Source organism: Streptomyces sp. NPDC045778, assembly GCF_056431945.1.
Genome location: NZ_JBWKJZ010000043.1, coordinates 18,699 through 45,690, shown reverse-complemented (window position 1 = coordinate 45,690; position 26,992 = coordinate 18,699). Strand labels below are relative to the sequence as shown.

The window sequence follows — 26,992 nt, the reverse complement described above, 5'->3', positions numbered from 1 at the left end:
AAGGAGCCGCCTTCGTGGCTTCCCACCGCCGCCTCAAGCAGCCGGGCCGTGCCCGCGTGACCGTGCTCACCGCGACCGCAGCGGCGGCCGTGGCACTCACCTCGCAGGCAGCCAACGCCGCACCGAGCGAGAAGCCGAGCAAGGACGAGGTGAAGTCCAAGGTCGACAAGCTCTACGAAGAGGCGGAGAAGGCGACCGAGAAGTTCAACGGCGCCAAGGAGAAGCAGCAGCGGCTTGAGAAGCAGGTCGACCGCCTCCAGGACAAGGTCGCCCGCGGCCAGGACGACCTCAACGACATGCGCGGCGGCCTCGGTTCGCTCGCGAGCGCCCAGTACCGCTCCGGCGGCATCGACCCCTCCCTCCAGCTGTTCCTCTCCTCGGACCCGGACAGCTACCTGGACAAGGCCTCCGCGCTCGACCAGCTCAGCACCAAGCAGGCCGAGGCCCTCAAGAAGATCCAGGCGAAGCAGCGCACCCTCGCGCAGCAGCGCAAGGAGGCCTCCGACAAGCTCGCCGACCTCGCCACCACGCGCGAGGAGCTGGGCAAGAAGAAGCGCGAGGTCCAGGGCAAGCTCGGCGAGGCGCAGCGCCTCCTCAACACGCTGTCCGCCAAGGAGCGCGCCGACCTCAAGGCCAAGGAGGACCGCGCGAGCCGCGCGGCCGAGCGCAAGGCCGCGGACGCCGCAGGCGCTTCCAAGGCGGACGCCCCCAAGACGGACGCCCCCAAGGGCGGGGTCAAGGGCTCCAGCCGCACCATGGCCGCGTACGCCGCGGCGCAGAGCAAGATCGGCTCGCCGTACGTCTACGGCGCCTCGGGCCCCAGCTCCTTCGACTGCTCCGGCCTGACCTCCTGGGCCTACGCCCAGGCCGACGTCTCCATACCCCGGACCTCGCAGGCCCAGGCCAACGCCGGTACGCGCATCTCGTCGCAGAGCGACCTCAAGGTCGGCGACCTGGTCATCTTCTACGGCGACCTGCACCACGTCGGCTTCTACGCGGGCAACGGCCAGGTGCTGCACGCCCCGCGCACCGGTGCCGTGGTGCGCTACGAGTCGATCAACAACATGCCGTTCCAGTTCGGCGTCCGCATCTGACCCGGACCCGCCGCTGAGGCACCGCCCAATCGGGCGAATTCCGCCACCTTCCAGTGACCCCGCGCCCCGCCGATGACCTGCGTCAGAGGCGGGGCGTCACCGTGCGTAGGCGCCGAGGGTCTTTGGCCGCGACCTGATCACGCGGCTACTGTCGCGCGCGTTCCCCGACAACCGGGGCACGGCTCCCGCGTCCGCGGGGGTCCCTCCAGCGGAAGGGAGAGCGGCTACCCGTGGGGTCCCATCGCCGTCCCGCAGTCACCGGTCTCGACCGGAGCGCACGCGCCGCCACCGTCACCGTGCTGTCCGCCGCCACCGCGGCCGCGGCCCTCGCGGTGCCCGCCGGCGCCGCCCCCGCCGACACACCGGCCGCGACAAAGGCCAAGGTGGACCGGCTCTACGAACAGGCCGAGCAGGCGACGGAGGCGTACAACAAGGCGGACGAGCGCGCGGACACGCTGCGCCGCCAGGTCGAGCGGTCCAAGGACAAGGTCGCCCGCGGCCAGGAGCGCATCAACGAGATGCGCGGCACCATCGGCACGCTCGCCGAGGCCCAGTACCGCTCGGGCGGCATCGACCCCTCGCTCGCCCTCATGCTCTCCTCCGACCCGGACGCCTACCTGGACAAGGCCTCGGCCCTCGACCGCATCAGCGCCCGGCAGACCGGGCACCTCACCAAGCTCCAGCGCGCCCAGCGCGCCCTCGCCCAGGAACGCACCGAGGCGGGACGCAAACTGGCCGAACTGGAGAAGAGCCGCAAGACCGTCGCCCTCCACAAGCGCTCCGTGGAGGACAAACTGGCCAAGGCCCGGCGGCTGCTCAACTCCCTCTCGGCGGCCCAGCGCGAGGAGTACGACAGGTCCTCGCGCTCGGCGGACGGCGGCGAGTCCCGCCCGGACCTCACCACCGCCGGAGCGCCTGCGTCCTCACGCGCGGCCGCCGCCATCGCCGCGGCCCGCTCGGCGGTCGGCAAGCCCTACGTGTGGGGCGCCAACGGCCCCTCGGGATTCGACTGTTCGGGCCTCACGCAGTGGTCGTACGCGCAGGCGGGCGTCGGTCTGCCGCGCACCTCGCAGGCGCAGCGGTACGCGGGGAAGCAGGTCCCGCTCTCCCAGGCGCAGCCCGGCGACCTCGTCACCTACCGCGACGACGCCAGCCACGTCGGCATGTACGTCGGCAACGGCCAGGTCGTGCACGCGCCCTACCCGGGCGCCGCGGTGCGCTACGACCCGGTGGGGATGATGCCGGTGTCGTCCGTGACCCGGGTCTGAGTGACGCGATTGTGCGGGTGGGCGGCCGTCGGCGGGGGGCACCGCGCCCCGCCCCCGTACGATCGACAACGTGGCTGGTCGACGGCGTGGGCGTGGAGCGGGGGCGGCGGGACTGTGTCTCGCGGTGCTCGCCCCCCTCGCGCTCGCGGGCTGCGGCGGCCCCGAGTCGGCGGACGCCGTGCCCGACGAGGTGCGGCGGCTCCTCGACCGGCGGGCCGCCGCGGTGCTCGACCGCGACGAGCGGGCCTACCGGGCCACGGGCGGCCCGGCCACCGCGTACGACAACGTCCGTGAGCTGCCGCTGAGGTCGTGGTCGTACCGCCTCAAGGACTTCGACCGCGACGGGTCCCGCGCCACCGTCACCGCCGAACTGCGCTACCGCGTCGCGGGCTACGACCGCGCGCCGCTCGGCGTCGACCGCACGCTGGTGCTGCGGCAGCGCGACGGCCGCTGGTCCGTCGGCTCCGAGCGGCCCGCGCGCAAGGCCGCCGAGCAGCTCTGGGACCAGGGCCGCGTGGAATCCGTGCGCGGCACACACAGCCTCGTCCTCGGCGTCGGCAGGGAGCGCGCGGACCTCAGGCGGTACGCGCGCCTGGCCGACGAGGCGGTGCCGGACGTGAGCGCCGCCTGGCCGCGCCCGTGGGCGGGCCGGGTCGTGGTGCTCGTCCCGAGGTCCCTGGACGGCATGGCCGACCTGCTCGGCGCGCCCGCGTCCGGCTACCAGGGCATCGCCGCGGTGACCACGGGCGAGACGGGCGGCTCGGGCGCGGCGCCCGCCGACCGGATCATCATCAACCCCGACGCGTACGGGGTCCTCGGCGACCTCGGCAAGCAGGTCGTCCTCACGCACGAGGCCACGCACGTCGCCACCCGCGCCGACACCTCGCGGGCCACCCCGCTGTGGCTCTCCGAGGGCTTCGCGGACTGGGTCGGCTACCGGGGGACGGGCCGCGACCCCCGGCAGGCCGCCCCGGAGCTGCGCCGCGCGGTCGTGGACGGCTCGCTGCCCGCCGCGCTGCCCGAGGACGCCGACTTCGGCTTCAGCGGCGACGCGAGCCGCCTCTCGCGGGCGTACGAGGGGTCGTGGCTGGCCGCCCGGATGATCGCGCAGGAGTGGGGCGAGCGGAAGCTCGTGGAGTTCTACGCGGCCGTCGGCGCCCACGACGAGCGCGCGGGCGCGGTGGCGGAGGAGCTGCGGGACGTCCTGGACATCGGCTTCGAGGATTTCACCGCGCGCTGGCGGGACTACCTGCGGCGGGAGCTGGACTGACCGCGGCGGCCGTCTGCCGCCACAGCGTCCGGCAGGCGAGGAACGACGCCGCCACCAGCAGGCCGTTGCGGACGACGAGGAGCGTCACGCCGAGCAGGTCGCTCGCCACCACGTGCGAGAACCACACCGGGAACTCCAGGAACGTCACGAACGCGGCGGCGAGCACGAGCCGGGCGGGCCAGGCCATCCGGCTGTCCCGGTACGCCAGGCACACCGCCGCGACGCCGACCAGCCACAGCAGGTACTGCGGGCTGATCACCCGGCTCGTCGTGGTGAAGAGCAGCACCGCGGCGAAGGCCGCGTCCGCGGGCGTGGTCACCGACCAGACCCGGGCCCGCGCCCGCCACAGCAGCAGCCAGCCGAGGGCCGCGACCGTGAGGACCTGCGCCGCCGCGCTCACCGCGGGGACGTAGGGGCCGAGGAATTCCACCGAGCCGTAGTTGAGCTGGACGGTGCCCTCCCAGCCCAGGTGGCGCCCCAGGTGGAAGACGAGCGCGCCGAGGGACTCCACCTCCGTGCCCCGGTCGCGCTGGAAGGCGAGGAAGGCGAACGCTCCCGGCATCGCCGCCGCGAACACCACCGCGACCGTGCCCGCCGTGACCGCCGCCGCGCCCCAGGAGCGGCGCGTCGCCCGGCCGCGCGGGATGCCCACGAGCACCAACACCGGCCACACCTTCACCAGCGTGCCGAGTCCGGCGACGACCCCCGCCGCACGGGCCCTGCGCGCCCCCGCGAGCAGCGCGGTGACCGCGAGGGCCGTCACCATCAGGTCGTAGCGGGCGTAGGCGGTCGGGCCGAGCAGCGCCACGCCCGCCGTCCACACCCACACCCCGCGCGGCGAGCGGCCCGGGCGCCCGCCCGCGTACAGGAGCAGGCCCGTCACCACCGCGTCCGCCACGAACGAGAGCAGGAAGAACGCGGCGGGGTAGCTGAGGAACGGCAGCAGGCCAGGGCCGAGCACCGCGAGCGCGGCGGCCGGCGGGTACTGCCAGGTGACGTCGTCGAGCGGGAAGGTGCCGGTGCGCAGGACCTCGTACCAGCCCTGGTAGATGAACGTGACGTCGCTGGTGACGTCGGGTCCCGGAGTGACGATCACGCGGAAGACGCACAGCAGCAGGACGGCCCTGGTCAGGGTCCACACGGCGAGCAGGCACAGCTCGTGGGCGCCGGTCCGCGGGGCCGGTGCCGGTGCCGGTGACGGAGTCGGAGCCGGTGCCGTGCCCATGCCCGTTCCCGTGCCCGCGCCCGTGACCGTGTCAGTGTCCGTGCTCGCGTCCGTGCTCGTGGCCGCCATGTGCACCTCACCCGATTTCCGGTATTTCATCCCCATTCGTTGCGTCATGATGCCCGGGCGGGGGGCGGGGGCGCGTGAGGCGGGGCCGTGCGGCGCGCGGGGGCGTGCGGCCGGTACTGTCAGCCGCGATGCACAAGACCCTGATCGTCACGAACGACTTCCCGCCCAGGCCCGGTGGCATCCAGGCGTTCCTGCACAACATGGCGCTGCGCCTGGACCCGGCCGACCTCGTCGTCTACGCCTCCACCTGGAAGCGCGGCCGCGAGGGCGCCGACGCCACCGCCGCCTTCGACGCCGAGCAGCCCTTCACGGTCGTCCGCGACCGGACGACGATGCTGCTGCCCACGCCCCGCGTGACGCGCCGCGCCGTCTCGCTCCTGCGCGAACACGGCTGTACGTCGGTGTGGTTCGGCGCGGCGGCGCCGCTCGGCCTGATGGGGCCCGCGCTGCGCAAGGCGGGGGCGCGGCGCCTGGTGGCGACGACGCACGGGCACGAGGCGGGCTGGGCCCAGCTGCCCGCGTCCCGTCAGCTCCTGCGCCGCGTCGGGGAGTCCACGGACACCATGACCTACCTGGGCGAGTACACGCGCTCGCGCATCGCCGCCGCGCTGACCCCCGCCGCGGCCGGGCGCATGGTCCAACTCCCGCCCGGCGTCGACGAGAAGACCTTCCACCCCGGCTCCGGCGGCGCCGCGGTGCGGGCGCGGCTCGGCCTCACCGACCGCCCCGTGGTGGTCTGCGTGTCCCGGCTCGTCCCGCGCAAGGGGCAGGACACCCTGATCCTCGCCATGCCCCGGATCCTCGCCACCGAGCCGGACGCGGTGCTCCTGATCGTGGGCGGCGGGCCGTACGAGAAGGAGCTGCGCAAGCTCGCCGCCGAGACGCGGGTCGCGGACTCCGTGGTGTTCACCGGGGCCGTGCCGTGGGCCGAGCTGCCCGCGCACTACGGCGCCGGTGACGTCTTCGCCATGCCGTGCAGGACCCGCCGCGGCGGGCTCGACGTCGAGGGCCTCGGCATCGTCTATCTGGAGGCCTCCGCCACGGGCCTGCCCGTCGTCGCCGGGGACTCCGGCGGGGCGCCGGACGCCGTCCTCGACGGGGAGACCGGCTGGGTCGTCAGGGGCGGCTCCCCCGAAGCCGCGGCGGAGCGGATCCTCCCCCTGCTCGGCGACGCGGAGCTGCGCCGCCGGATGGGGGAGCGGGGCCGCGCCTGGGTCGAGGAGCGCTGGCGCTGGGACCTCCTGGCGGAGCGGCTACGGGACCTGCTGTAGCCCTGGCTTCGCTCTGATCGGCCTGCGGCCTCGCGGAGCGCCGATCGAGCCGCTCAGGCTACCCCCGGTACAGCGCCTCGATCTCGTCCGCGTAGTCCTTCGCGACCACGTTCCGCTTGAGCTTCAGGGACGGGGTCAGGTGCCCGGAGTCCTCCGTGAACTGCGCGGACAGGACCCGGAACTTGCGCACGGACTCCGCCTTGGACACCGCCGCGTTCCCGTCGTCCACGGCCCGCTGGACCGCGGCGAGCAGCTCGGGGTCCTCCCGCAGCGAGGCCGCCGTGGCCCCGGCGGGCTTCCCGTTCTCCTGCGCCCAGCGGCCGAGGAACTCCTCGTCGAGCGTGACGAGCGCGGCCACGAAAGGCCGCCCGTCCCCGACGACCATGCACTCGGCGACGAGCGCGTGCGCGCGGATGCGGTCCTCGATGACGGCGGGCGCGACGTTCTTGCCGCCCGCCGTCACGATGATCTCCTTCTTGCGGCCGGTGATCCGCAGGTACCCGTCCTCGTCGAGCGTGCCGATGTCCCCGGTGTGGAACCAGCCGTCGGCGAGGGCCTCCTCGGTGGCGCCCTCGTTGTTCCAGTACTCCTTGAACAGGTGCTCGCCGTGCAGCAGCACCTCGCCGTCGTCGGCGATGCGGACGACCGAGCCGGGCAGCGGCTGTCCGACCGTGCCGATCTTCTGCCGGTCCCAGGGGTTGAAGGCGGTGGCCGCGCAGGACTCGGTGAGGCCGTAGCCCTCCAGGACGGTGAAGCCGATGCCGCGGAAGAAGTGGCCGAGGCGCTCGCCGAGCGGGGCGCCGCCGGAGATGGCGTACTCGCCGCGCCCACCGAGGACGGCCCGCAGCTTGCTGAAGACGAGCTTGTCGAAGAGCCGGTGCTTCAGGCGCAGGCCGAGGGACGGCCCTCCCGGGGTGTCGAGGGCCCGGCTGTAGGCGATCGCCGTGTCCGCGGCCTTGTCGAAGATCTTGAGCTTGCCGTCGGCCTGGGCCTTGGCCCGCGCCCCGTTGTAGACCTTCTCGAAGACGCGCGGCACGCCGAGGATCAACGTCGGCCGGAAGGCGGCCAGTTCGTCCGTGAGGTGCTTGATGTCGGGGGCGTGCCCCAGCTTGATGGGGGCCATCAGCGCGGCCACCTCCACCAGACGGCCGAAGACGTGCGCGACGGGCAGGAAGAGCAGCACCGAGCACTCGCCCGTGCGGAACAGCGGGTTGAGCCGCTCCACCACGTTGCCGCACTCCGCGAAGAAGCTGCGGTGGGTGAGGACACAGCCCTTGGGGCGACCGGTGGTGCCCGAGGTGTAGACGATGGTCGCCGGGTCGTCGGCGCCCGCGACCGCGCTGCGCTCGTCCACGGTCTCCTCGGAGACCTCCGCGCCCGTCCGGTTCAGCTCGGCGACGGCGCCGGAGTCGATCTGCCACAGGTGCGCGAGGGCCGGAAGCCGGTCGCGTACGGACTCCACGGCCGCAGCGTGCGCGTCCGACTCGACGACGCAGGCCACGGCGCCCGAGTCACCGAGGATCCACTGGATCTGCTCGGCCGAGCTGGTCTCGTACACCGGCACGGTGACCGCGCCCGCGCTCCAGATCGCGAAGTCGAACAGCGTCCACTCGTAGCGCGTGCGGGACATCAGGCCCACCCGGTCGCCCGGTCCGACGCCCGCCGCGATCAGCCCCTTGGCGGCGGCCCGGACCTCGGCGAGGAAGGCCGTCGCCGAGACGTCCTCCCAACGTCCGTTCACCTTGCGTCCGATGACGGCGACATCCGGGTGCTGCGCGGCGTTGCGGCGGACGATGTCGGTCAGATTGCCGTCCGCGGGGACCTCGTACAGGGCCGGAAGGCTGAACTCGCGCAAGACTGCTGCTCCTACATAGGGCGCCGACGCCACGACGTTGTGCGATGCGACGGTGCGGTCCAAGGTCGGGCAGGCGCTCAGCCGAGGGGGGATTCCGGGGGGTCGGTCGAGGAGCCGAGCGCTACTGGACTGCCCGGACGTTACCCACCGGTATGGCTGGTTCGGTAGGGGGGCCGGGCCAGATGTTCCGTGCGTCACAGGACGTTGTGGTCTGAACCGCACAGTACGCCACGCACTTCCTGACTCGGAAGTAACCGCAGGTCCCCCGCCGCGCCCGCCTCCCTCACCCCGCCCTGTCCCGCCTGGCGCCGGGCGGCTTAGGGTGACCGGCATGTCAGGTTTCCGGGTCCATGTGGTCAGTGACGTGCACGGCAACGCCAAGGATCTGGCCCGCGCGGGCGACGGCGCCGACGCTGTCGTCTGCCTGGGCGATCTCGTGCTCTTCCTCGACTACGCGGATCACACGCGCGGCATCTTCCCGGACCTGTTCGGCCGCGAGAACGCCACCCGCCTGGTCGAGCTGCGCACCGCCCGCCGCTTCGAGGAGGCCCGCGCGTTCGGCGCGTCCCTGTGGGCCGGCGTGGACCGCGGCCCCGCCGTGGAGAGCGCGGTCCGCAAGCAGTACGCGGAACTGTTCGCGGCCTTTCCCGCCCCGACGTACGCCACGTACGGCAACGTCGACATCCCGCGTCTCTGGCCGGAATACGCCGGGCCCGGCACCATCGTCCTCGACGGCGAGCGGGTGGAGATCGGCGGCCGCGTCTTCGGCTTCGTCGGCGGCGGCCTGCGCACCCCCATGCGCACGCCGTTCGAGATCAGCGACGAGGAGTACGCCGCCAAGATCGAGGCCGTGGGCGAGGTGGACGTACTGTGCACGCACATCCCGCCGGAGGTCCCCGAACTGGTCTACGACACCGTGGCCCGCCGCTTCGAGCGCGGCAGCCGCGCCCTGCTCGCCGCCATCCGCAGGACCCGGCCGCGGTACTCCCTCTTCGGCCACGTCCACCAGCCGCTCGTCCAAAGGATGCGGATCGGGTCGACGGAGTGTGTGAACGTCGGACACTTCGCGAGCGCCGGGCGGCCCTGGGCCCTGGAGTGGTGACCTGCGCCCGCGGCGCCCGAGGTAGCCTTCACGCGGCAGACACACCAGCCCGTACCGGACCGCATCTGGAGGAGCCACGGCGATGGCGGAACACACCAGCTCGAGCATCACGATCGAGGCGGCACCGGCCGACGTCATGAGCGTGATCGCCGACTTCGCGCGCTATCCGGAATGGACCGGGGAGGTCAAGCAGGCCGAGGTCCTCGCCACGGACGACGCGGGCCGCGCCGAGCAGGTCCGCCTCGTCATGGACGCGGGCGCGATCAAGGACGACCAGACCCTCGCCTACACCTGGACCGGCGGGAACGAGGTCTCCTGGACCCTCGTCAAGTCCCAGATGCTGCGCTCCCTGGAGGGCTCCTACCTGCTCAAGCCCGCGGGCACCGGCACGGAGGTCACCTACCAGCTCACCGTCGACGTCAAGATCCCCATGCTCGGGATGATCAAGCGCAAGGCGGAGAAGGTCATCATCGACCGCGCCCTTGCGGGCCTGAAGCAGCGCGTCGAGACGAAGTAGCCCGGCTCCGTGCTGTGGGTAGCCGGTTCGCGCGGGAGCAGGGTGCCCGCAGCCGATCCCGGCTGTGGGCAATCGTCCCGCAGGGCGGGACGGGTGGGCACAGCCCCAGGTGCCGGGCAACCGGATAGTTAGGCCCCGTACAGACCCATGCGCACCCTCCTCCTCACCGGCCCCGGCGGCGCCGGGCGGACCACCCTCGCGGCGGCCACCGCCCTCGCCGCCGCCCGCACGGGCCACCGCACCCTGGTGGTCTCCGCCGACCCCCACGACAGCCTCGGCACGGCCCTCGGCACCCCCACGGGCCCCCGCCCCGAAGCGGTCACCGAGGGCCTGACAGCCCTGCGGCCCGCCCCGGACGACACCTTCCGCGAGGACCTCCTCGCCCTCCAGGACCACGCGGGGTCCGCCCTGGACCTGCTCGGCGCCGACCGCCTCGACGGCGAGGAGCTGACCCCGCTGCCGGGAGCCGAGGAACTGGCCCTGCTGCGCGCCCTGCGCGAGACCACGGAGGGCGCGCACGGCACGTACGACACCGTCGTCGTCGACCTGCCCGCGGCCCCCCGGGCCCTCGCGCTGCTCGCCCTGCCCGAACAGCTGCGCCGCTACCTGCGCCGCCTGCTGCCCCCCGAGCGGCAGGCGGCCCGCGCGCTGCGCCCGGTCCTCGGCCGCCTCGCGGGCGTGCCGATGCCCGCCGCCTCCCTGTACGAGAAGGCCGCCCGCTGGGACGCCCGGCTCGCCGCCGCGCGGGCCCTGCTCGACGCCCCGGGCACCAGCGTGCGCCTGGTCGTCGAACCGGGCCCCGCCGCCGCGGACGCCGTCGCCCGCACCGCGCTCGGCCTCGCCCTGCACGGCCTGCGCCTGGACGGCCTGGTCGCCAACCGCGTGCTGCCCGACGCCGGCGACACCCCCTGGCTCGCCGCGCTCCGGGCCCAGCAGCACAAGGCCCTGGAGGAGTGGGACACCGCACACCCCACGCACCGCGTCCCGCACCTCGGCCAGGACCCGCGCGGCCTCGACGACCTGGCCGCGCTCCGCCCGGCGGGGCCGGGGCCCGCGCCCGCGCCCCTCGACTGGCCCGTCACCGACGCGCGCGCCGAGGAGTCCCTGCTGGTCTGGAGCATCCCGCTGCCCGGCGCCGTGCGCGACCAGCTCGACCTGGTGCGGCGCGGCGACGAACTGGTGGTGACCGCGGGCCCCTTCCGCCGGATCGTTTCGCTGCCGTCCGCGCTGCGCCGCTGCACCGTCAGCGGAGCGGGCCTGCGCGACGGCTGCCTGCGCGTCCGCTTCACGCCCGATCCGGACCTGTGGCCCCGGACCCGGTGAACGCCCTGCCGCCGTTCGGGTAACGTCGAGAGTACGAATTCGTCGGCCCTGCGCAGGAGTCAGCCCGCCATGAGCGATGCCACTGAGCGTGACGCGTACGACGCGTCCGAGCCGGAGCGCCCGCGGGACGCCGCCCCCGAGGGCCCCGGGCCCCGCGAGGACGCCGCCGCCCCGGACGACGACGCCTGGGCGACCGCCTGTGCCGAGGACCTCGCGGCGGAGAAGGCCCGCCGCCGCGCGCGGTACGGACCGCAGCCCGGCTCCGCGGCCGAGGAGCTGCGCAAGCTCGTCGACGCCGTGTCGGAGAAACTCTCCGGCCTCCAGGCGCCGCTGCTCGGCGCGGTCGCCCAGGGCGCCGTGCAGGAGACGGTGCAGCAGGTCGTCCGCCAGGCCAAGGCCGCGGTCGAGCCCGTCATCGAACGCAACCCCGATGTCTTCGACCACCTCGCCGCCGCGGGCTCCGAGCTGCTCGCCGCCTACCGCAGCGCGGTCACGGCCCAGGAAGGCCGCTGGACCCGCGACGAAGCGGGCCGCCCGCAGGACCTGGACGGATCCGGGCGTCCCGAAGACGGCCCCGGACCCGGCGAACACATCGATCTGGACTGACCCCCCTCCGGTACGGTGGGCCGTAGCGGGGCTCGATCGAACTGAGGGATACATGGGACTCACCATCGGCGTCGACATCGGCGGCACGAAGATCGCGGCCGGAGTGGTCGACGAGGACGGTCACATCCTGTCGACGTTCAAGGTGCCCACGCCGGGCACCCCCGAGGCCATCGTCGACGCGATCGCCTCCGCCGTGGAGGGCGCGCGAGCCGGGCACGAGATCGTCGGCGTCGGCATCGGCGCCGCCGGATACGTCAACCGCCAGCGGTCCACGGTCTACTTCGCGCCGAACATCGACTGGCGCCAGGAACCGCTCAAGGACGAGGTCGAGGAGCGCGTCGGCCTGCCCGTGGTGGTCGAGAACGACGCCAACGCGGCCGCCTGGGGCGAGTACAAGTTCGGCGGCGGCAAGGGCCACCGCAACGCCATCTGCATCACGCTCGGCACCGGCCTCGGCGGCGGCATCATCATCGGCAACAAGCTGCGCCGCGGCCACTTCGGCGTAGCGGCCGAGTTCGGCCACATCCGGATGGTGCCGGACGGCCTGCTGTGCGGCTGCGGCAGCCAGGGCTGCTGGGAGCAGTACGCCTCGGGCCGCGCCCTCGTGCGGTACGCCAAGCAGCGCGCGAACGCCGCCCCGGAGAACGCCGACTACCTCCTCTCCCTCGGCGACGGCACCCCCGAGGGCATCGAGGGCAAGCACATCTCCATGGCCGCGCGCCAGGGCGACCCGGTCGCCGTGGACTCCTACCGCGAGCTGGCCCGCTGGGTCGGCGCGGGCCTCGCGGACCTGGCCTCCCTCTTCGACCCGTCGGCGTTCATCATCGGCGGCGGCCTCTCGGACGAGGGCGAGCTGGTGCTCGAACCGATCCGCAAGTCCTTCAAGCGCTGGCTGGTCGGTGCGCAGTGGCGCCCCGAGGCCAAGGTCATCGCCGCCCGGCTCGGGAACAAGGCGGGCCTGGTGGGCGCGGCCGACCTCGCCAGGGAGCCCGACCCCGTGATGTAGCGCCCCGCGTACCGGTTGCGGACGCCGGGCGGGCCGGGTGACTCCGGCCCGCCCGGCGTTCCCGTATCTTGATCGCCATGCCCACGAGCCCGACGCGTACGCTGCCCAACTCCCGCACCGAGCCGGACGGTTCGGCCGTCATCCGGGTGCTCAGCTACAACATCCGTTCGATGCGCGACGACACCGACGCGCTCGCCCGCGTCATCGCCGCCTGCGCGCCCGACCTGGTCCTCGTGCAGGAGGCGCCCCGGTTCTTCCGCTGGCGCAAGAAGCTCGCGCGGCTCGCCCGTGCCAGTGATCTGGTGACGCTCTCCGGCGGCGGCACCGCGGCCGGGCCCGCGCTGCTCTGCTCGCTGCGGGCCACCGTCGAGCGGACCGAGGACGTGCTGCTCCCGCTGACGCCGGGCCAGCACCGGCGCGGCTTCGCGACCGCCGTCGTCCGCTTCGGCGGCGCCAGGCTCGGCGTCCTGAGCTGCCACTTGAGCCTGCGGGACGAGGAGCGGTACGCGCAGGGCGGCATGCTCCTCGACCGGATCGCCGGGATGGGCGTCCCGCACGCGGTGGCGGGCGGCGACCTCAACGACCGCCCCGACGGGCGTACGTTCCGCAGGCTCGCCGACGGCCTCCAGGACTGCTGGGCCACCGCCCCCTGGGGCGGCGAGCAGACCTCCACCCCGGCCGACCCGCACCAGCGCATCGACGCGGTCTTCGCCACGCCGGGCGTCCAAGTCCTCGGCTGCGGCGTCCCGTTGGGGCACCCCGGCGTACGCGACGAGGACCTCAGGGCGGCCACGGACCACCTGCCGGTGCTCGCGGCGCTCCGCGTGCCCGCGGAGCCGACGGGCTAGACCACGGCCCCGCGCCCGGGGTCGTCGTCCTCCTCCTCGTCACCGCTCCTCATACGGGCCACCAGGGTCGTGAAGCCGCCGAGGAAGCCGCCGATGCCGAGCGTGGTGAGCCACCACGTCATCTGCCAGCCGAGCAGCACGGCGAGCAGGAGCAGCACCGGGCCGCCGGTCACCGCGAGCCAGGCGAACTTCGCGGTGACGTCCGCGTCCGGCAGGGGCGGCGGCTCGGGCGGCACGAAGTGGCCCTCGTCGTCCCCGTCGAAGTCGTCGTCCGACGCCTCGGGCGCCTCGTAGTCGCGCGGGCCCGAGCCGCCGACGCCGGGGGCGAAGGAGACGGAGCTGCCGAGCGGGCGTGCCGCGTCGCCCGCGCCGGACTTGTCACCGGTGTCCTTGGACAGGTCGGGGCGCGGCGCGTCCTGTGCCGTGTCGTTGGCCTCCGCCTCCAGGAGGGCCAGGTCCTCCACGGACTTGAACGGCTTCGCGCCGGGCGGGTCCGCGGGCTCCTCGCCGTACCCCGCGACGATCGCCCGCCACGCGGCGTCCTCGTCCAGGGGCACCGCGCGCTCCTCGCCCGGGGGCGCGGCCCGCTCGTCGGGCTCGCGGCTCTCGTCGCGATCCTGCTGCTCAGCCACCGGTGGCCGTCCCTTCCTTGCCTGCGCTGGGGGCGAGCCGGCCGATGAATCCGTAGCTCTCCTCGAAGATCCGGTCCGCATCGTTGTCCAACGTCGCGACGTGGTAGCTCTGTTCCAGCAGGATCTCCGTGACGTCCGTGGACGAGACGCGGCTGAGGATCCGGGCGGAGTCGGCGGGCGGCACCACGTGGTCGTGCGGGCTGTGCAGGAGCAGCAGCGGCTGGGTGACCTGGGGCAGTTCGCCGTCGACCAGGCGGAAGAAGCGCCGCAGCGAGTGGGCCGCGTGCAGCGGCACCCGCTGGTACCCGATCTCGACCGGGCCCTCCTTGGCGATGTCGCTGGTGATGCCCTTGGTGGAGGGCACCAGGAAGCGGGCGGCCGGCAGGGCGTGCTGGGCCACGCCGTGCATCTTGTTCGCCGGGTTGACGAGGACCAGGCCGCGCACCGCGTCGCCGTGCTTGGCCGCGAGCCGCAGCGCGAGGGCGCCGCCCATGGAGAGCCCGAAGACGAACACCTCCGCGCAGCGCTCCAGGAGCAGCCGCAGCTCGCGGTCCACCTCCGCGTACCAGTCCTGCCAGCCCGTGACCTGCATGTCCTGCCAGCGTGTGCCGTGCCCTGGCAGCAGCGGCAGGGACACGGTCAGACCGCGCTCCGCCAGGTACTCCGCCCAGGGGCGCAGCGACTGGGGGGATCCGGTGAAACCGTGACACAGCAGGACGCCGACCTCGCCGCCCTCGTGGCGGTACGGCTCGGCTCCGGGGAGGACCGGCACCTTCGGTCTCCTTCGTGAGGTGGGAAGGGTCGTGAGCTGAGGCTCTGCGGTGGGGCACATCGTGTTCGGGGAGTACCTCACCGTACGCGACCGGACTGCCACCGACCAGGTCCTTCGGGCCCCGCACCGGGCGGCGGCACGGGCCCGCCGGGCCCCGCCGCGGGGGGACCCCGGGCCCCGCTCGGGTTATGGTCTGATCCACAGACACAGGAGGCACTCGGTTTGATCTACGGCGCAATGAAGTTTTCCATCGGAGGGCCCCTGAAGCTCGCCTTCAGGCCCTGGGTGGAAGGCCTCGAGAACATTCCCGCCGAGGGCCCCGCCATCCTGGCCAGCAACCACCTGTCGTTCTCGGACTCCTTCTTCCTGCCCGCGGTCCTCGACCGCAAGGTCACCTTCATCGCGAAGGCCGAGTACTTCACCACGCCCGGCATCAAGGGCCGCATGACGGCCGCCTTCTTCAAGGGCGTCGGCCAGCTCCCGGTGGACCGCTCCGGCGCGCGCGGCGCGGGCGAGGCCGCGATCAAGAGCGGCATCGAGGTCCTGGAGCGCGGCGAGCTGTTCGGCATCTACCCGGAGGGCACCCGCTCGCCCGACGGCCGCCTCTACCGCGGCAAGCCCGGCGGCCTCGCGCGCGTGGCCCTTGCCACCGGGGCGCCCGTGATCCCCGTGGCGATGATCGACACGGAGAAGATCCAGCCGCCCGGCAAGGTCGTGCCCAAGCTGATGCGCCCCGGCATCCGCATCGGCGAGCCGCTGGACTTCAGCCGCTACCAGGGCATGGAGGGCGACCGCTTCGTCCTGCGCGCGGTCACCGACGAGGTCATGTACGAGATCATGAAGCTCTCCGGCCAGGAGTACGTCGACATGTACGCGACCGCCGCCAAGCGTCAGCTCCAGGAGGCGACCAAGGCGGCGAAGGAAGCCGTGAAGGCGGAGAAGGCGGAGCGGGAACGCTCCGGGGCCTGACGGCGTCGGTGGAAGGGGGACGCGGAAGGCGTCCCCCGGGGGGCGTCGCCCGGACGGTGGTCCGGGCGACGGGGACAGCGGCCGGCAAGTGCGGCGCCTTTACGGGCAGTCGTCCGGTCCGTGGGAGTGGCGCCGTCCGGCGCGAAAGTGGGGGGCGTCATGAGGATGTCGGTCGAGCAGCCGCTGTGGCGCGCGCTGACCGGCTACCGGGTCCTGACGATGCTGTACGCCGTCGGCCTGTTCGTCGCCGCGCACGACGACTTCGCCCGGCCCTGGGTCGCCGTCGCCTACTTCTCGGTGCTCGCCGTCTGGACCCTCGCCACGCTGCCGAAGGTCGCGAACGCCGCGAGCTGCACCAAGCGCTTTCTCGCCGCCGACCTCGCGGTCGCCCTGACCGGCATCCTGCTGACCCGGGCGGCCGACGCCGCCGAGCGCATCGCCGACGGCGGCCCCACGCTGCCCTCCATATGGACCGCGGGGGCCGTCCTCGCCTTCGCGATCAAGGGCGGCTGGCGCTGGGCGGCCTTCGCCTCGCTGCTCGTCGGCGTCGCGAACGTCGTGCAGCGCGGCGCCTTCAGCCGCGACACCGTCCACAACGTCCTGCTCGTGTGCATCGCCTCCATCGCCATCGGCTACGTGGTGGAGGTGGCACGCGCATCCGAGCGGACCCTCGCCCGGGCCCTGGAGATCGAGGCCGCGACCCGCGAGCGCGAGCGCCTCGCCCGCGACATCCACGACAGCGTCCTCCAGGTCCTGGCCATGGTGCAGCGCCGGGGCACCGCCATCGGCGGCGAGGCGGCCGACCTCGGCCGGATGGCGGGCGAGCAGGAGGTCGCCCTGCGCACGCTCGTCGCCGGGGGCCTGGTGCCGGCCTCACGCGTCCCCGGGGACGCCACGGAGGACGGAGCCGACCGCGCCGCCGAAGGGCCGGACGAGGCCTCGCCGCGTGACCTGCGTACGCTCCTCACGCCGTACGCCGGGTCGAAGGTCACCCTGTCGGAGCCCGGCGCCCCGGTGCCGCTCGCCCCGCACGCGGCCCGGGAACTGGCGGCGGCCGTCGGCGCCGCCCTGGACAATGTGCGCAGGCACGCGGGGCCCGGCGCTCGCGCCTGGATCCTGGTCGAGGACGAGCCGGACGCCGTGATCGTCACGGTCCGGGACGACGGCCCTGGCATCCCCGAGGGGCGGCTCGCGCAGGCCGAGGGGGAGGGGCGGCTCGGCGTCGCCCTGTCGATCCGCGGCCGGCTGCGGGACATCGGCGGCACGGCCGAGCTGATCTCGGTGCCGGGCCAGGGAACGGAAGTGGAACTACGCGTCCCGAAGGGCGCGCGGGGGAAGGCGGAGACGCGGACATGAGCGAACAGCACAACGAACCGGCGGGCCAGGACGCCACGGACCCGGTCAAGGTCATGGTCGTCGACGACCACCCGATGTGGCGCGACGCCGTCGCCCGCGACCTCGGCGAGTCCGGCTTCGACGTGGTGGCCACCGCGGGCGACGGCGAGCAGGCGGTGCGCCGCGCCCGGGCCGCCGCGCCCGACGTGCTCGTCCTCGACCTGAACCTGCCGCTGAAGCCCGGCGTCCAGGTCTGCAAGGAACTCGTCGGCGCCAACCCGGCCCTGCGCGTCCTCGTCCTGTCCGCCAGCGGCGAGCACGCCGACGTCCTGGAAGCGGTCAAGTCCGGAGCCACCGGCTATCTGCTGAAGTCCGCCTCCACCGCCGAGCTGATCGACGCGGTGCGCCGCACGGCCGTCGGCGACGCCGTCTTCACCCCCGGCCTCGCGGGCCTGGTCCTCGGCGAGTACCGCCGCCTCGCCTCCGAGCCCGCCCCCGCGACGGCCGACGAGCCGGGCGCCCCGCGCCTGACCGACCGCGAGACGGAGGTCCTGCGCCTGGTCGCCAAGGGCCTGAGCTACAAGCAGATCGCCGAGCGCCTCGTCATCTCCCACCGCACGGTCCAGAACCACGTCCAGAACACCCTCGGCAAGCTCCAGCTGCACAACAGGGTGGAGCTGGTGCGGTACGCGATCGAGCGCGGCCTCGACACGGACGACGCCTGATCCCTGGGGGTGCCCGGGGCGCGCCCCGGGCGTGCCCCCTTCGGGTGAACCGCGACGATCGCCCCTCCAGCAACTCCCGCCCCACGCAAGGGAATTCACCGTTCGCCCCATCCCGGAGTGGCGCGGATCACCATTAGCGTGGCCCGCGTCAGCGCAACCGCGGCGAAGGGACATTTCCATGCGGGTCGGAGTTCTGACCGGAGGCGGCGACTGCCCCGGGCTCAATGCCGTCATCCGGGGCGTCGTCCGCAAGGGCGTACAGGAGTACGACTACGACTTCGTCGGCTTCCGCGACGGCTGGCGCGGGCCGCTGGAGGGCGACACCGTCCAGCTCGGCATCCCGGCCGTCCGCGGCATCCTGCCCCGCGGCGGCACCATCCTCGGCTCCTCGCGCACCAACCCCCTCAAGGCCGAGAACGGCATCCGCCGCATCAAAGAGAACCTCGCCAAACTGGAGGTCGAGGCGCTCATCGCGATCGGCGGCGAGGACACCCTCGGCGTCGCGGCCCGCCTCACCGACGAGTACGGCGTGCCCGTCGTCGGCGTACCCAAGACCATCGACAACGACCTGTCCGCCACCGACTACACCTTCGGCTTCGACACCGCCGTCGGCATCGCCACGGAGGCCATCGACCGGCTGCACACCACCGCCGAGTCGCACATGCGCGTCCTGGTCGTCGAGGTCATGGGGCGCCACGCGGGCTGGATCGCGCTGCACTCCGGGCTCGCGGGCGGCGCCAACGTCATCCTCATCCCCGAGCAGCGCTTTGACGTCGACCAGGTCTGCGCCTGGGTGACCTCCCGCTTCAAGGCCTCGTACGCGCCGATCGTGGTCGTCGCCGAGGGGGCCATGCCCAAGGACGGCGACGTGGTCCTCAAGGACGAGTCCCTCGACTCCTTCGGGCACGTACGGCTCTCCGGCGTGGGGGAGTGGCTGGCCAAGGAGATCGAGAAGCGCACCGGCAAGGAGGCCCGCACCACGGTCCTCGGCCATGTGCAGCGCGGCGGCACGCCGAGCGCCTTCGACCGGTGGCTCGCCACGCGCTTCGGGCTGCACGCGATCGACGCCGTCCGCGACGGGGACTTCGGCAAGATGGTCGCGCTGCGCGGCACGGAGATCGTCCGCGTGCCCATCGCCGAGGCCACGGCCCACCTCAAGACGGTGAACCCCGCCCTCTACAAGGAAGTGGAAGTCTTCTTCGGCTGACCCCGCCCTTCCCGCTGTGGGCAGCTGGTCCGCCAGGGGCGAGTGGGGCATCCCCTGCTCGAGCGAAGCCGAGAGCTTGGGGAGGGGTGGGCACAGCCCCCACCGCCCCGCACCGTCAACCAGGCCAAACCGTATATTCACCCCGTACAGGACCTGCACCCCTGAACGGGAGTGAAACCGTGGAGATTCTCGCCTTCGGCGTCCAGGCCGACGAGCGCCCCCTCATCGAGAAGGCCTTCGCCCCGCACCACGACATCCGCTGCCTGGACGTCTTCCTCACCGAGGACACCGCCCCCATCGCCGCCGGCTACGAGGCCATCTCCACCAGTGTCAACGCGATCCTCGACAACCACGTGCTCCAGACCCTCGCCGCCGGCGGCACCCGGATGATCGCCCAGCGCTCGACCGGCTTCAACAACATCGACCTCCAGGTCGCCGAGCGCCTGGGCCTCACCGTCGCCCGCGTCTCGTCCTACTCGCCGTACTCCGTCGCGGAGTTCGCCTGGACCCTGGCGATGGCCGTGAACCGCCGCATCGTCCGCGCCAGCAACCGCACCCGCGACTTCGACTTCCGGCTCGACGGCCTGATGGGCCGGGACCTGCGCGGCCGCACCGCGGGCGTCCTCGGCACCGGCAAGATCGGCGAGGCCTTCAGCCGGATCGCCCACGGCTTCGGCATGAACCTGCTCGGCTGGGACGTCGCCGAGAACCCCGCCTGCGTCCAGCTCGGCATGAAGTACGTCGACAAGGACCGGCTCCTCGCCGAGTCCGACCTGATCAGCCTGCACGTACCGCTGCTGCCTGCGACCCGGCACCTGATCGGCGCCGCGGAGCTGCGCGCGATGAAGGACGACGCGATCCTGGTGAACTCCAGCCGCGGCGGCCTCGTCGACACCGCCGCCCTGGTCACCGAGCTGCGCGCGGGCCGCTTCACCGGCGTCGGCCTCGACGTCTACGAGGCCGAGGCCGGGCTCTTCTTCCTGGACAAGTCCCTTGAGGTGGTCGAGGACGACACCCTGGCCCGCCTCGTCACCTTCCCGAACGTGGTGGTCACCTCGCACCAGGCGTACTACACCGAGGACGCCGTCGGGCAGATCATCGAGGCCACGGTCACCAACGTCCTGGACTACCTCGCGGGCCGCCGCTCCGAGAACGTGCTGGTGCCCGCGCCCCCGGCCGCCTGACCGAGCAGTTCGCGCACCACCGCCGCCCCGCGCAGGGACAGCACCGACTCCGGGTGGAACTGGAGCGAGGCGAAGCCGGGGCCGCGCAGCGCGTGCACCTCTCCCGTCGCCCGGTCCCGGCTCACGTCGATGCCGTGCGCGGCCAGCTCCAGCTCCGCGTCGTCGTCGCAGCGCGCCGCGAAGCTGTTGTAGAAGCCGACGGTCTCCGGCCGCCCGAACAGGTCGATCGTCAGCTGCGCGCCCTGGTACGGGACGTCCTTGCGGACGATGTCCAGGCCCAGCTCCGCCGCGATCAGCTCATGGCCCAGGCACACGCCGAGCACCGGGCCGCGCCGCCCCCCGAGCAGCTCGGCCGTGAGCCCGCGCAGCAGCCGCATCTTCGGGTCGCGGGCGTCGGCCGGGTCGCCGGGGCCCGGGCCGAGGACCACGGGACCGGTGTGGCCGAGCACCGCCGCGCGCAGGCCCGTCTCGTCGTACCGCCGCACGGTCACGCCGAGGCCCGCCGAGCGGAGCACGTGCGCGAGCATCGCCGTGAAGGTGTCCTCGCCGTCCACCACCAGGGCGTGCCCGGACAGCTCGCGCGTCGCCTCCTGCATCCGCAGCCAGAACGGCGCGAGCCCCGCCCGCCGCGCGTCGAGCGCCGCCCGCACCCGGGGGTCGTCGGCGAGCGCGGGCCGCGCGCCCTCACCCCGTGGCCGCCCGGGGCGCACCCCCAGGGCCGCGAGCACCCCCGCCGCCTTCGCGTGGGTCTCGGCCACCTCGCCCGCCGGGTCGGAGCCGCGCACCAGGGTCGCGCCGACCGGTACCCGGAGCCGCCCGGCCGCGTCGATGTCGGCGGTGCGGATCAGGATCGGCGAGTCCAGGGTCTGCGCCCCGCCGGAGTCCCGCCCGACGAGCGCGAGGGCCCCGGCGTAGTAGCCGCGCCCCCCGGTCTCGTGGCGTTCGATCACCCGGCAGGCGTTCTGCACCGGCGAGCCGGTCACCGTCGCCGCGAACATCGTCTCGCGCAGCACGTCGCGGACGTCGAGCGACGAGCGGCCGCGCAGCTCGTACTCGGTGTGCGCCAGATGTGCCATCTCCTTCAGGCGCGGCCCCACCACCACGCCGCCCATGTCGCCGACCGTGCACATCATCTTGAGTTCCTCGTCGACGACCATCGACAGCTCCTCGGTCTCCTTGGCGTCGTCGAGGAAGCGCAGCAGACCGTCGGCCGAAGGCCCCTCGGCGGGGTAGCGGTAGGTCCCGCTGATCGGGTTCATCACGACCGTCCCGCCGGACATCCGCACGTGCACCTCGGGACTCGCCCCGACCAGCGTCCGGTCCCCGGTGTGCACGACGAACGTCCAGTACGCGCCCCGCTCGCCCTCCAGGAGCCTGCGGAACAGCGCGAGCGCGTCCGCGCGCCCGAAGCCGGGGATCTCCCCCTCGTACGTACGCCGGATCACGAAGTTGGCGCCCTCGCCGCGGCCGATCTCCTCGCGGAGGACGCGGCCGACGATCTCCGCGTACGCGTCGTCGCTCACGTCGAAGCCGTGGTCCGCCACCCGCACGTCGTGCCGCGGCAGCTCCGAAAGGGCCTGTTCAAGCGGGAGTTCGTACGTCTCCTCGGGGGTGAGCACGACCAGCGGCGTGCCGTCGTCGGTGACGTCGAAACCGCGCTCCCTGATCTGCCGGAACGGCACGAGCGCGAGCCCTTCGGGAAGGTCGGCGAGCCGCTCGTACGTCGCCACCGGGCCGCGCAGCACCTCCACCGTGGCGTGGTCGCGGCCCGGGGTGCGGCGCCGCAGGAGGGCGAAGGGACGGTCGTCGGTCAGGAGGTCGGAGAGGTGCACGGGAGCTGTTCCTTCTCTGCTGGGAGGGAGAGGAACGGCCGGGCCCGGACACCGTCCGGGAAGCACAAAAGGCCGCCCCTCGGGCGGCCTTCGCGATGTCTGCTGGGTACGCGCAGTCAGTGGGCCGCCACAGGAGCGGGCCACCACCAGGAACGGGTCGACTGCGTGAACATGCCCGCACCCTAGCGCATCATCAGCGCGTCGAGCGCCTCGTCCAGGTACGCGCCGAACTCGGCCTCGCCGGGCAGCACCGAGGGCGCCGCGTGCCCGAGCTGGGCGTGGCCCAGATAGACCGAATACGCGAGCAGGCCCCGGCGGCGCGCCTCCGGCTCGGGGAAGCCGAGCAGGGCGAAGAGCCCGGCGACGTACGCGACGCGGCGCTCGGTCACCCGGCGCAGGGCCGCGGCGACCCGCGGGTCCGACGCGGTCGCGAGCAGCGCGACCTCCAGCGGGTCGGCCGAGGCCGAGGTGATGGCCTCGTCGAAGAGCAGCCGGATGCGCCGCCGCACGTCGGGCTCCGCCTCGACCGTGCTGATGGTGTCCTCGGTGTGGCGCTGCGACCAGCGGTCGAGGGCGGCGTCGATGAGCGCGTCGCGGTTGGCGAAGTGCCAGTAGAAGCTGCCCTTGGTGGTGCCGAGGCGGACCGCGAGGGGTTCCACGGCGACGGCCGCGAGCCCGCCCTCGCCGATCGCGGTGAGCGCCGCGTCCGCCCAGTCCCGCGCGCTGAGCCGGGGCTTCGCCGAGGTCGTCTTCCGCTGCCGTTGCGCCATGACCGTACGGTACCGTACGGTTTCCATACGCCAGCGTATGGAGGTGCGTCATGAGCGACCCGGGTGTCGTACGCAACGAGCACGAGCGGGTGATCGAGGCTCCGGCCGAGGTGGTGGGGGCCCTGCTCGACCGGCTGTCCGCGCCGGACGACCCGCTCTTCCCCACGCCCGCCTGGCCCGCGATGACCTTCGACGGACCGCTCGCCGTCGGCGCCGCCGGCGGCCACGGCCCGATCCGCTACCGCGTGGCGGCGTACGAGCCGGGGCGCCGGGTCCGCTTCGACTTCACCGACGCCTCGGGCGGGTTCCACGAGCTGGGCGTCGAGCCGCTGGGGGAGCGCCGCTGCCGCGTGCGGCACGTCCTGGAGATCGCGCCGAAGGGCCTGGACCGGATCCTGTGGCCCACGGTGATCCGGTTCGTGCACGACGCGGTGATCGAGGAACTCCTGGACAACGCCGAGCGCGCGGCGACCGGCGCCTGCGCCCGCCCCGTCCGCCGGAGCCCCCGCGTCCAACTGTTCAACCGGCTCTCCTGGGACCGCCCGGAAACCGTCGACTGGCCCGAGGCCGCCCGCCTGATCCGCACCGCCGTCGACAGGGCCGGGTACCGCGACGCCTACCGCATGCCCCTGCTCCCCGGCCAGCCCCGCGACCCCGGCGCCTGGACCGGCGTCCTGCGCGGCTTCCCGGTCCTGGCCCGCGAGGGCGGGGAGGTGCTCCTGGACGTCCAGGTCAAGGGCCTCACCGCACGGGCGTCGATCCTGGTAGACGAGCGGTACGTCACTCTGAGCACGGCCGTGCGGACCGATACCGCGCGCGGGCGTGCCTATTGGAGCGTGGTCCGCCGGGTGCACCCTTTCATGGCCCGCCTCACGCTGCGGCGCAAGCATCGCGAGCTTGCGCTCGCGGCGCCGAGCGCGGGGGAGCGGGCGCGACGGGCCGTGCCGGCGTGCGGGGCTCGTCGTTCCAGTTCGTGAGACGCTCGGCCCCGGTCGTCTCATCTGACGAGCAGCGGCGTGACCACCGGCCCGGACCCCGTAAGGTTTACGAGGTGACCGTGAACGCTGATTCCCAAGCCGTCGCCGCCAAGGCGACCTGGCGAAACCTGCCCGCGGCGCAGCAGCCCGAGTACCCGGATGCCGAGGCTCTGCGCGATGTGATCGCGGACCTCGAGTCGTATCCCCCGCTGGTCTTCGCGGGCGAGTGCGACCAGTTGCGCGCCCGCCTCGCAGCCGTCGCCAAGGGCGAGGCGTTCCTGCTCCAGGGCGGCGACTGCGCCGAGTCGTTCGACGCCGTCAGCGCCGAGCACATCCGCGCCAAGCTCAAGACCCTCCTCCAGATGGGCGCCGTCCTCACCTACGCGGCCTCCGTGCCCGTGGTGAAGGTCGGCCGGATCGCGGGCCAGTACTCCAAGCCCCGCTCCAAGCCGACCGAGACCCGCGACGGCGTGACGCTGCCGACCTACCGCGGCGACTCGGTGAACGGCTTCGCCTTCACCGAGGAGGCCCGCGTCCCGGACCCCGAGCGCCTGAAGCGGATGTACAACGCCTCCGCGTCGACGCTCAACCTGGTGCGCGCCTTCACCACCGGCGGCTACGCCGACCTGCGCCAGGTGCACGCCTGGAACCAGGACTTCGTGAAGTCCTCCCCCTCCGGCCAGCGCTACGAGCAGCTCGCCCGCGAGATCGACAACGCGCTGAACTTCATGCGGGCCTGCGGCACGGACCCGGAGGAGTTCAAGACGGTCGAGTTCTTCGCCTCCCACGAGGCGCTGCTCCTCGACTACGAGTCGGCGCTGACCCGCGTCGACTCCCGCACCGGCGACCTGTACGACGTCTCCGGGCACATGGTGTGGATCGGTGAGCGCACCCGGCAGCTGGACGGCGCGCACATCGAGTTCGCCTCCAAGATCCGCAACCCGATCGGGATCAAGCTCGGCCCGACGACGACGGCCGAGGAGGCGCTCCAGTACATCGAGCGCCTCGACCCCGAGCGCGAGCCCGGGCGCCTGACCTTCATCGCCCGCATGGGCGCGGACAAGGTCCGCGACAAGCTCCCCGAGCTGGTCGAGAAGGTCACCGCGTCCGGCGCGACCGTCGCCTGGATCACCGACCCGATGCACGGCAACACGTACGAGGCGGCCTCCGGCCACAAGACCCGCCGCTTCGACGACGTGCTCGACGAGGTCAAGGGCTTCTTCGAGGTCCACAAGGCGCTCGGCACCCACCCCGGCGGCATCCACGTGGAGCTGACCGGCGACGACGTCACGGAGTGCGTGGGCGGCGGCGACGAGATCTTCGTCGACGACCTCCACCAGCGCTACGAGACCGCCTGCGACCCGCGGCTCAACCGCAGCCAGTCCCTCGACCTGGCGTTCCTGGTCGCGGAGATGTACCGGGACCAGTAGCACCCGGCGGCCATACGTACAGGTGGGGCACGGATCCATGTGATCCGTGCCCCACCGGCGTACCCGGGGCTTTTGCGGGTCCGGGGTCACGGGTAAGGTTAGGTTAGCCTCACCGATCAATGAGTTCGGTACGGCACTGCCTGCTGGCCCCTGGGCCCCGATCGGGAGGTGAACCCGCGTGTACGTCTGCAACTGCTTCGGCATCACTGAGGCGCAGGTGAGGCAGCACGCGGCGGACGGCGCCTGCACCCCCCGGCAGATAGCGTCGGCCTCCAAGGCGGGCACCGACTGCGGGTCCTGTGTGCGGCGCATCCAAGCGCTGCTCGGCCGGGGCTCGTGCCCCCGGCGCGACCTCCTCGACCAGGGGGAACCCGCGGTGGCCCTGGCCCCTGAGGCGGAGCTTCCGGAAGCGGCCTAGCTTTCCGGCTGCTCGATGAGCTGCGCGATGTACAGCGGCTCGCCGAGCTTCTCGACCAGCTCCAGCTGGGTGTCGAGATAGTCGATGTGGTGCTCTTCGTCCTCGAGGATCGACTCGAAGATATTCGCGGACGTGATGTCGCCCTTGGTGCGCATCACCTCGATGCCGCGCTTGAGGCGGTCGATCGCCTCCGCCTCGATCTGGCGGTCCGCCTGGAACATCTCGGTGACGGACTGGCCGATCCGTACGTGGAACAGCCGCTGGTAGTTGGGCAGGCCGTCGAGGAACAGGATCCGGTCGGTGAGCACCTCGGCGTGCTTCATCTCGTCGATCGACTCGGACCGGGTGTACTTGGCGAGCTTCGTCCAGCCGTTGTTCTCCTGCATCTTCGCGTGCAGGAAGTACTGGTTGATCGCCGTCAGCTCGGCGGTCAGCTGCTCGTTGAGGAATTCGATGACCTCGGGGTCGCCCTGCATCGCAGAGGCTCCTTCCAAGCGGGGGACTGGCAGGTAGCGCGCATCTTTGCACTGGCGTCCGAGGGGCGTCCAGTAAGTGCACGCTTAGTAGGAGTTGCCCGAATCCGCGTATACCTGGTCACGTCCACTGCTTCCGGTCTGTCAGGATGGAGGCATGGGTCAGCCGGTGGGTCGTACATCTCGAGACGTAGTGGAGCCGGACCTTCCGCCGGGGCAGCGACTTCAGCGTGGCTGGCCGGTCACGCACTACGGCCCGGTTCCCAAGTTCCGCCCGGAGCGCTGGGACTTCAGGGTGTTCGGCGCCACCGCCGACGGCGAGAAGCACTCCTGGACGCACGAGGAGTTCTCCGCGCTGCCGTACGCGACGGTGGTGGCCGATCTGCACTGCGTCACGAAGTTCAGCATGCTCGGCGCCGAGTGGGGCGGGGTGCTCGCCCGTGACCTGACCGCGCTCGCGCCGCCCGCGGCGAACGCGACCCATGTGATGGTCTGGGCCGAGTACGGCTTCAGCTCGAACCTGCGCCTGGCGGACTTCCTCACCGACCGTACGATCTTCGCCACGCACAAGGGTGGTGAACTGCTCACCGCCGAGCACGGTTTCCCGCTGCGGCTCGTGGTGCCCCACCTGTACGCCTGGAAGGGCCCCAAGTGGGTCCGCGGCATCGAGTACATGACCGCCGACCGCCGCGGCTTCTGGGAGGAGCGCGGCTACCACAACATCGGCGACCCCTGGCGCGAGCAGCGCTACTCGTACCAGGAAGAGCCCGGGGACGGCCCCGAGCTGTGATTCCTGGCGGCGCTGTCCGCGGGG

At 73.0% G+C, this 26,992-nt stretch carries 26 protein-coding genes; 19 read left to right on the top strand and 7 right to left on the bottom strand.

All coding sequences use genetic code 11. The annotated features are described in order from the left end of the window. Positions 1-14: 14 nt before the first annotated feature. From AC07GB_RS35645 to AC07GB_RS35635, 3 genes are all read left to right on the top strand, one after another. On the top strand, positions 15-1,094 hold the full coding sequence (locus tag AC07GB_RS35645) for a C40 family peptidase (protein ID WP_478852952.1): 1,080 nt from the start codon (positions 15-17) through the stop codon (positions 1,092-1,094). Between the two features lie 230 nt (positions 1,095-1,324). Then, entirely contained in the window at positions 1,325-2,362 is a 1,038-nt protein-coding gene (locus AC07GB_RS35640) for a C40 family peptidase (protein WP_478852950.1), read from the top strand. 70 nt (positions 2,363-2,432) lie between these two features. Continuing rightward, a complete protein-coding gene (locus tag AC07GB_RS35635) occupies positions 2,433-3,632 on the top strand; it encodes a hypothetical protein (protein ID WP_478852948.1) in 1,200 nt (399 codons plus the stop codon). Here AC07GB_RS35635 and AC07GB_RS35630 read toward each other — a convergent pair. Then, positions 3,589-4,926 (bottom strand): glycosyltransferase 87 family protein, encoded by a 1,338-nt coding sequence (locus AC07GB_RS35630; RefSeq protein ID WP_478852946.1) that lies wholly within the window; start codon positions 4,924-4,926, stop codon positions 3,589-3,591. The two genes, AC07GB_RS35635 and AC07GB_RS35630, sit on opposite strands and share 44 nt — an antisense overlap. A 128-nt stretch (positions 4,927-5,054) precedes the next feature. Between AC07GB_RS35630 and AC07GB_RS35625 the strand changes: the two genes are divergently transcribed. Then, positions 5,055-6,197 carry a glycosyltransferase family 4 protein gene (locus AC07GB_RS35625; RefSeq protein ID WP_478852944.1) on the top strand — a complete coding sequence of 381 codons (1,143 nt, stop codon included), beginning with the start codon at positions 5,055-5,057 and terminating at the stop codon, positions 6,195-6,197. 58 nt (positions 6,198-6,255) lie between these two features. Here the strand turns inward: AC07GB_RS35625 and AC07GB_RS35620 are convergent, their stop codons facing one another. Continuing rightward, the gene (locus AC07GB_RS35620) at positions 6,256-8,052 is read right to left on the bottom strand and encodes an AMP-dependent synthetase/ligase (RefSeq protein WP_478852942.1); all 1,797 of its coding nucleotides are present in this window, start codon (positions 8,050-8,052) and stop codon (positions 6,256-6,258) included. A 331-nt stretch (positions 8,053-8,383) separates the two neighbouring features. On the opposite strand from AC07GB_RS35620, the gene AC07GB_RS35615 reads away from it, so the two are divergent. The 6 genes from AC07GB_RS35615 (at position 8,384) to AC07GB_RS35590 (ending at position 13,454) form a co-directional block, all read left to right on the top strand. Further along, a complete protein-coding gene (locus AC07GB_RS35615; protein WP_478852940.1) occupies positions 8,384-9,154 on the top strand; it encodes a metallophosphoesterase family protein in 771 nt (256 codons plus the stop codon). 82 nt (positions 9,155-9,236) lie between these two features. Beyond that, entirely contained in the window at positions 9,237-9,671 is a 435-nt protein-coding gene (locus tag AC07GB_RS35610) for an SRPBCC family protein (RefSeq protein ID WP_478852938.1), read from the top strand. A gap of 147 nt (positions 9,672-9,818) precedes the next feature. Further along, complete coding sequence (locus AC07GB_RS35605) at positions 9,819-10,994, top strand: ArsA family ATPase (protein WP_478852936.1); 1,176 nt, start codon at positions 9,819-9,821, stop codon at positions 10,992-10,994. Between the two features lie 69 nt (positions 10,995-11,063). Next, positions 11,064-11,600 (top strand): DUF5304 domain-containing protein, encoded by a 537-nt coding sequence (locus tag AC07GB_RS35600; RefSeq protein ID WP_478852934.1) that lies wholly within the window; start codon positions 11,064-11,066, stop codon positions 11,598-11,600. A gap of 52 nt (positions 11,601-11,652) precedes the next feature. Next, positions 11,653-12,606, top strand: a complete 954-nt coding sequence (locus AC07GB_RS35595) for an ROK family glucokinase (protein ID WP_478852932.1) — start codon at positions 11,653-11,655, stop codon at positions 12,604-12,606. Between the two features lie 77 nt (positions 12,607-12,683). Then, complete coding sequence (locus AC07GB_RS35590) at positions 12,684-13,454, top strand: endonuclease/exonuclease/phosphatase family protein (protein WP_478852930.1); 771 nt, start codon at positions 12,684-12,686, stop codon at positions 13,452-13,454. Here AC07GB_RS35590 and AC07GB_RS35585 read toward each other — a convergent pair. Both AC07GB_RS35585 and AC07GB_RS35580 read right to left on the bottom strand, forming a co-directional pair. Then, the gene (locus AC07GB_RS35585) at positions 13,451-14,086 is read right to left on the bottom strand and encodes a hypothetical protein (protein WP_478852928.1); all 636 of its coding nucleotides are present in this window, start codon (positions 14,084-14,086) and stop codon (positions 13,451-13,453) included. The genes AC07GB_RS35590 and AC07GB_RS35585 overlap by 4 nt on opposite strands. Then, a complete protein-coding gene (locus AC07GB_RS35580) occupies positions 14,079-14,858 on the bottom strand; it encodes an alpha/beta hydrolase (RefSeq protein ID WP_478852926.1) in 780 nt (259 codons plus the stop codon). Before AC07GB_RS35580 ends, AC07GB_RS35585 begins: the two co-directional genes overlap by 8 nt. A gap of 237 nt (positions 14,859-15,095) precedes the next feature. Here AC07GB_RS35580 and AC07GB_RS35575 point away from each other — a divergent pair, with 237 nt between their 5' ends. The 5 genes from AC07GB_RS35575 to AC07GB_RS35555 all read left to right on the top strand — a co-directional run bounded on the left by AC07GB_RS35575 (position 15,096) and on the right by AC07GB_RS35555 (position 20,278). Beyond that, complete coding sequence (locus tag AC07GB_RS35575; RefSeq protein ID WP_478852924.1) at positions 15,096-15,827, top strand: lysophospholipid acyltransferase family protein; 732 nt, start codon at positions 15,096-15,098, stop codon at positions 15,825-15,827. A 159-nt stretch (positions 15,828-15,986) separates the two neighbouring features. After that, a complete protein-coding gene (gene macS / locus AC07GB_RS35570; RefSeq protein ID WP_478852922.1) occupies positions 15,987-17,183 on the top strand; it encodes a MacS family sensor histidine kinase in 1,197 nt (398 codons plus the stop codon). Beyond that, on the top strand, positions 17,180-17,887 hold the full coding sequence (locus AC07GB_RS35565; RefSeq protein ID WP_478852920.1) for a response regulator: 708 nt from the start codon (positions 17,180-17,182) through the stop codon (positions 17,885-17,887). The genes macS and AC07GB_RS35565 overlap by 4 nt, the downstream gene beginning before the upstream one ends. A 178-nt stretch (positions 17,888-18,065) precedes the next feature. Beyond that, a complete protein-coding gene (locus AC07GB_RS35560; protein ID WP_478852918.1) occupies positions 18,066-19,094 on the top strand; it encodes a 6-phosphofructokinase in 1,029 nt (342 codons plus the stop codon). A gap of 179 nt (positions 19,095-19,273) precedes the next feature. After that, a complete protein-coding gene (locus AC07GB_RS35555; protein WP_478852916.1) occupies positions 19,274-20,278 on the top strand; it encodes a 2-hydroxyacid dehydrogenase in 1,005 nt (334 codons plus the stop codon). Here the strand turns inward: AC07GB_RS35555 and AC07GB_RS35550 are convergent. Beyond that, entirely contained in the window at positions 20,221-22,110 is a 1,890-nt protein-coding gene (locus tag AC07GB_RS35550) for an anthranilate synthase family protein (RefSeq protein ID WP_478852914.1), read from the bottom strand. The two genes, AC07GB_RS35555 and AC07GB_RS35550, sit on opposite strands and share 58 nt — an antisense overlap. Positions 22,111-22,292: 182 nt before the next feature. Next, positions 22,293-22,880 carry a TetR/AcrR family transcriptional regulator gene (locus tag AC07GB_RS35545; protein ID WP_478852912.1) on the bottom strand — a complete coding sequence of 196 codons (588 nt, stop codon included), beginning with the start codon at positions 22,878-22,880 and terminating at the stop codon, positions 22,293-22,295. A gap of 50 nt (positions 22,881-22,930) precedes the next feature. Between AC07GB_RS35545 and AC07GB_RS35540 the strand changes: the two genes are divergently transcribed. The 3 genes from AC07GB_RS35540 (at position 22,931) to AC07GB_RS35530 (ending at position 25,705) form a co-directional block, all read left to right on the top strand. After that, the gene (locus tag AC07GB_RS35540; protein WP_478852910.1) at positions 22,931-23,857 is read left to right on the top strand and encodes an SRPBCC family protein; all 927 of its coding nucleotides are present in this window, start codon (positions 22,931-22,933) and stop codon (positions 23,855-23,857) included. 74 nt (positions 23,858-23,931) lie between these two features. Next, complete coding sequence (locus tag AC07GB_RS35535; RefSeq protein WP_478852908.1) at positions 23,932-25,287, top strand: class II 3-deoxy-7-phosphoheptulonate synthase; 1,356 nt, start codon at positions 23,932-23,934, stop codon at positions 25,285-25,287. Between the two features lie 178 nt (positions 25,288-25,465). After that, positions 25,466-25,705 (top strand): (2Fe-2S)-binding protein, encoded by a 240-nt coding sequence (locus AC07GB_RS35530; RefSeq protein ID WP_478852906.1) that lies wholly within the window; start codon positions 25,466-25,468, stop codon positions 25,703-25,705. Here the strand turns inward: AC07GB_RS35530 and bfr are convergent. After that, positions 25,702-26,181: a bacterioferritin gene (gene bfr / locus AC07GB_RS35525; RefSeq protein WP_478852904.1), complete on the bottom strand. Its 480-nt coding sequence runs from the start codon at positions 26,179-26,181 to the stop codon at positions 25,702-25,704. The genes AC07GB_RS35530 and bfr overlap by 4 nt on opposite strands. A 154-nt stretch (positions 26,182-26,335) precedes the next feature. Between bfr and AC07GB_RS35520 the strand changes: the two genes are divergently transcribed. After that, the gene (locus AC07GB_RS35520) at positions 26,336-26,968 is read left to right on the top strand and encodes a sulfite oxidase-like oxidoreductase (protein ID WP_478852902.1); all 633 of its coding nucleotides are present in this window, start codon (positions 26,336-26,338) and stop codon (positions 26,966-26,968) included. Positions 26,969-26,992 lie beyond the last annotated feature (24 nt).

Coding starts and splice junctions, on each gene's coding strand:
- AC07GB_RS35630 (WP_478852946.1), bottom strand. CDS start 4,926: ATGGCGGCCACGAGCACGGACGCGAGCACGGACACTGACACGGTCACG.
- AC07GB_RS35625 (WP_478852944.1), top strand. CDS start 5,055: ATGCACAAGACCCTGATCGTCACGAACGACTTCCCGCCCAGGCCCGGT.
- AC07GB_RS35615 (WP_478852940.1), top strand. CDS start 8,384: ATGTCAGGTTTCCGGGTCCATGTGGTCAGTGACGTGCACGGCAACGCC.
- AC07GB_RS35610 (WP_478852938.1), top strand. CDS start 9,237: ATGGCGGAACACACCAGCTCGAGCATCACGATCGAGGCGGCACCGGCC.
- AC07GB_RS35605 (WP_478852936.1), top strand. CDS start 9,819: ATGCGCACCCTCCTCCTCACCGGCCCCGGCGGCGCCGGGCGGACCACC.
- AC07GB_RS35600 (WP_478852934.1), top strand. CDS start 11,064: ATGAGCGATGCCACTGAGCGTGACGCGTACGACGCGTCCGAGCCGGAG.
- AC07GB_RS35595 (WP_478852932.1), top strand. CDS start 11,653: ATGGGACTCACCATCGGCGTCGACATCGGCGGCACGAAGATCGCGGCC.
- AC07GB_RS35590 (WP_478852930.1), top strand. CDS start 12,684: ATGCCCACGAGCCCGACGCGTACGCTGCCCAACTCCCGCACCGAGCCG.
- AC07GB_RS35575 (WP_478852924.1), top strand. CDS start 15,096: ATGAAGTTTTCCATCGGAGGGCCCCTGAAGCTCGCCTTCAGGCCCTGG.
- macS (WP_478852922.1), top strand. CDS start 15,987: ATGAGGATGTCGGTCGAGCAGCCGCTGTGGCGCGCGCTGACCGGCTAC.
- AC07GB_RS35565 (WP_478852920.1), top strand. CDS start 17,180: ATGAGCGAACAGCACAACGAACCGGCGGGCCAGGACGCCACGGACCCG.
- AC07GB_RS35560 (WP_478852918.1), top strand. CDS start 18,066: ATGCGGGTCGGAGTTCTGACCGGAGGCGGCGACTGCCCCGGGCTCAAT.
- AC07GB_RS35545 (WP_478852912.1), bottom strand. CDS start 22,880: ATGGCGCAACGGCAGCGGAAGACGACCTCGGCGAAGCCCCGGCTCAGC.
- AC07GB_RS35540 (WP_478852910.1), top strand. CDS start 22,931: ATGAGCGACCCGGGTGTCGTACGCAACGAGCACGAGCGGGTGATCGAG.
- bfr (WP_478852904.1), bottom strand. CDS start 26,181: ATGCAGGGCGACCCCGAGGTCATCGAATTCCTCAACGAGCAGCTGACC.
- AC07GB_RS35520 (WP_478852902.1), top strand. CDS start 26,336: ATGGGTCAGCCGGTGGGTCGTACATCTCGAGACGTAGTGGAGCCGGAC.